At 61.2% G+C, this 513-nt stretch carries 1 protein-coding gene; it reads right to left on the reverse strand.

The genetic code is table 11. From position 1 onward, the window contains the following. On the reverse strand, positions 1 to 513 hold a 513-nt coding region (locus NKI88_RS31790), incomplete at both ends, for a response regulator (RefSeq protein WP_352659361.1).

Here is a 513-nt window from a genome sequence, read left to right on the forward strand (position 1 = left end):
CAATATCCAGGATCACCAGATCGAAGCGATGCCGGCCGATCGCCTCCCGGGCGTCCTTGAGGGTCTTCGCAGAAGTGATCGAGACACCCGAACCCAACCCCTCCGACATCACCGCAAGCACGCCCTCGTCGTCCTCGACATGCAGAATCTTCGGCCTCTGCTCGGTCCTGCCAGCAAGGATCTTGGCAAGGGCGGCGTGAAGCCGCTTTGAATCCACCGGCTTCTCCAGCCAGTCGACAATACCGACGGCGCTGCCGTTCAGCGATCCCCTGGCCTCATCGGCAACGGCGGAGATGACGATGACCGCAATGTCGGAATTGACCGGCGATGCCCTAATGTCGTGGAAGAGCTTGATACCGGATTCCCCCGCCAGCTTGATGTCGAGGGTCAAGGCCACGTATTCGCGGGACCTCAGAAGCGCCGTTGCTGTGGCGATATCGGGTGCGATGTCGCTGGAAAAGCCCTCCGCATCCAAGAGTGCCGCAATCACGGCGGCGACGTCGGATTCGTCTT

The organism is Mesorhizobium sp. M0317 (genome assembly GCF_040321555.1).
Taxonomy (GTDB): Bacteria; Pseudomonadota; Alphaproteobacteria; order Rhizobiales; family Rhizobiaceae; genus Mesorhizobium.